This window comes from Ruegeria sp. BHSA118 (assembly GCF_059613405.1).
In genome coordinates this window covers 1-3,571 of sequence record NZ_JBXWSM010000132.1, presented here as the reverse complement: position 1 = coordinate 3,571, position 3,571 = coordinate 1, and the positions used below count along the sequence as shown (strand labels likewise).

The following is a 3,571-nucleotide window of genomic DNA, read 5'->3' as shown; positions in this document are numbered from 1 at the left end:
AAAACCATCTCAGTTCGGATTGGGGTCTGCAACTCGACCCCATGAAGTCGGAATCGCTAGTAATCGCGTAACAGCATGACGCGGTGAATACGTTCCCGGGCCTTGTACACACCGCCCGTCACACCATGGGAGTTGGTTCTACCCGACGGCCGTGCGCTAACCTTTTGGGGGCAGCGGACCACGGTAGGATCAGCGACTGGGGTGAAGTCGTAACAAGGTAGCCGTAGGGGAACCTGCGGCTGGATCACCTCCTTTCTAAGGATGTTCCTAGCATCACAGAGTTCGCTCTTGATCGTGGAACACTTAGCAGAAGATCAACAAACAAAGTTGATCAAACTCATGGACCGAGCCGTCCTCATATCTCTTCAGAACACATCAGGCCTGCAACGCTGTGAGGTCTGGCCCTCTCGGCAGCTTTTGCAAGCAAAAGCGCCTGTCGGGCAACGTCGATTTTGCTTTTGCAAAATCAACTGGGTCGGTAGCTCAGGTGGTTAGAGCGCACGCCTGATAAGCGTGAGGTCGGAGGTTCAAGTCCTCCTCGACCCACCAAGCCATTTTTGCCGTGAGGCAAAAAGGCGATGTCGCGGCAGTTGCTTTTGGTCACAAAAGCAATGAGAGCGACCTTTATGGCCTCAAGTAGCCGAATAGGCGGTAGGCCAAAAAAGATGGGGCCTTAGCTCAGCTGGGAGAGCGCCTGATTTGCATTCAGGAGGTCAGGAGTTCGATCCTCCTAGGCTCCACCATTCCTCGCTTCGCTCGTCATGGTGAAGCCCAGGATTTTTGATGCGCCAATCGTCAAGTCGATTGGCGGTGGCTCCACCATATCGCTTCGATCAGATCGTTAAGCACCTTTGGGTTCTTAACCGTCCGATTGGACGACAGAACAGCATGAGCTGTTCGTCTTTTACATCGTATAGAGAGAAATCAATCAACACTGTTTGATCGCGCCGAGTGTGGCGTTGATCTCGGTCGTTTCCATCATCTGATGGGAGGCACGGTTTGGGTCTAGCCGGCCCTGTCTCGTGTATCGCGACTGAAACGAACAGAGTTGTCCAAGTCTAATATACTAACCCGAGCGACCTGCGTTGATCAGCTGCACGGCTGAGAGACCATATGGGGTTGCTCATTTGTCCTCGTCCAAGTGGCGGGGGCGGGAAATGTATGTTTTTGGTTCAGAAGAATGACTGCCTTTAGTTACCAGCTGGGCGGTCTCGATTGATACATCGTCTGCGAAGAACGAAGTTCGCAGCAGACATCGTGCTCAAGTAGCCGAATAGGCGGTAGCACAACTATCGTGTGTCTTTCTCTTTCTGGATCAAATCAAGCGCGAGAAGGGCGTTTGGTGAATGCCTTGGCAGCAAGAGGCGATGAAAGACGTGATACTCTGCGATAAGCCATGGGGAGCTGAGAATAAGCTTTGATCCATGGATTTCTGAATGGGGCAACCCACTTGAAAGCTTCATATTGTTAGTTTTGCTAATCAATATGTCGCTTAACCAAGTACTTAAGACCTGAATACATAGGGTTTTAAGAGCAAACCCGGGGAACTGAAACATCTAAGTACCCGGAGGAAAGGAAATCAATTGATACTCCCCTAGTAGCGGCGAGCGAACGGGGACCAGCCGAGCCGGATAAGTGACTAGAACACGTTGGGAAGCGTGGCCATAGCGGGTGACAGCCCCGTATAGGAAGCTTTGACGGACGTATTAAGTAGGGCGGAACACGTGAAATTCTGTCTGAAGATCGGAGGACCACCTTCGAAGGCTAAGTACTCCTTGCTGACCGATAGCGAACCAGTACCGTGAGGGAAAGGTGAAAAGCACCCCGACGAGGGGAGTGAAACAGTACCTGAAACCGAACGCCTACAATCAGTCGGAGCCCCCTTGCGGGGTGACGGCGTACCTTTTGTATAATGGGTCATCGACTTGGTCTCACGAGCAAGCTTAAGCCGTTAGGTGTAGGCGTAGCGAAAGCGAGTCTTAATAGGGCGCATGAGTTCGTGGGATCAGACCCGAAACCGAGTGATCTAGGCATGGCCAGGTTGAAGGTAAGGTAACACTTACTGGAGGACCGAACCCACATCCGTTGAAAAGGATCGGGATGAGCTGTGCCTAGGGGTGAAAGGCCAATCAAACTCGGAGATAGCTGGTTCTCTGCGAAATCTATTTAGGTAGAGCGTCATCCGAATACCCCGGGGGGTAGAGCACTGGATGGGTAATGGGGCCCCACAGGCTTACTGATCCTAACCAAACTCCGAATACCCGGGAGTACTAGATGGCAGACACACTGCGGATGCTAACGTCCGTAGTGGAGAGGGAAACAACCCTGACCTACAGCTAAGGCCCCCAATTCATGGCTAAGTGGGAAAGCAGGTGGGACGACCAAAACAACCAGGAGGTTGGCTTAGAAGCAGCCATCCTTTAAAGATAGCGTAACAGCTCACTGGTCTAAATAAGTTGTCCTGCGGCGAAGATGTAACGGGGCTCAAGCCATGAGCCGAAGCTTAGGATGCCGTAAGGCATGGTAGCAGAGCGTAGTGTGACATAGAACTCATCCGTATTTGCATCCACCTGTGAAATATCAGCGGGTGTAATGACGGATCGAGTTCTTTCGATGAAGCCGGCCTGTGAGGGATCCGGTGGAGAGATCACTAGTGAGAATGATGACATGAGTAGCGACAAAGAGTGTGAGAGACACTCTCGCCGAAAGTCCAAGGGTTCCTGCTTAAAGCTAATCTGAGCAGGGTAAGCCGGCCCCTAAGCCGAGGCCGAAAGGCGTAGGCGATGGGAACTAGGTTAATATTCCTAGGCCAGGAGGATGTGACGGATCACAGGTGTAGTTCAATCTTATCGGATTGATTGGGCTGCTGAGTGGTTCCTGGAAATAGCCCTCCATCAGACCGTACCCTAAACCGACACAGGTGGACTGGTAGAGCATACCAAGGCGCTTGAGAGAACGATGTTGAAGGAACTCGGCAAAATACCTCCGTAAGTTCGCGAGAAGGAGGCCCGGTTCCTAGGCAACTAGGGGCTGGGGGCACAAACCAGGGGGTGGCGACTGTTTATTAAAAACACAGGGCTCTGCGAAGTCGCAAGACGACGTATAGGGTCTGACGCCTGCCCGGTGCCTGAAGGTTAAAAGGAGAGGTGAGAGCCTTGAATTGAAGCCCAGGTAAACGGCGGCCGTAACTATAACGGTCCTAAGGTAGCGAAATTCCTTGTCGGGTAAGTTCCGACCTGCACGAATGGCGTAACGACTTCCCCGCTGTCTCCAACATCGACTCAGCGAAATTGAATTGCCTGTCAAGATGCAGGCTTCCCGCGGTTAGACGGAAAGACCCCGTGCACCTTTACTACAGCTTCGCACTGGCATCAGGATTGTGATGTGCAGGATAGGTGGTAGGCTTTGAAGCAGGAACGCAAGTACCTGTGGAGCCTCCCTTGAGATACCACCCTTCGCACTCTTGATGTCTAACCGCGGTCCGTTATCCGGATCCGGGACCCTGCGTGGCGGGTAGTTTGACTGGGGCGGTCGCCTCCTAAAGCGTAACGGAGGCGCGCGAAGGTTGGCT

Annotated in this window: 2 tRNA genes and 2 rRNA genes; all 4 read left to right on the top strand. The window is 52.6% G+C overall.

The features are described from left to right. Positions 1 to 255: ribosomal RNA gene (locus AC2FNN_RS21245) — 16S ribosomal RNA — on the top strand; the annotation flags it as partial. 217 nt (positions 256 to 472) lie between these two features. After that, positions 473 to 549 (top strand) — tRNA-Ile (locus AC2FNN_RS21240). Positions 550 to 667: 118 nt separating this feature from the next. Further along, positions 668 to 743, top strand: a tRNA-Ala gene (locus AC2FNN_RS21235). Positions 744 to 1,318: 575 nt separating this feature from the next. Continuing rightward, positions 1,319 to 3,571 (top strand): 23S ribosomal RNA (locus AC2FNN_RS21230); the annotation flags it as partial.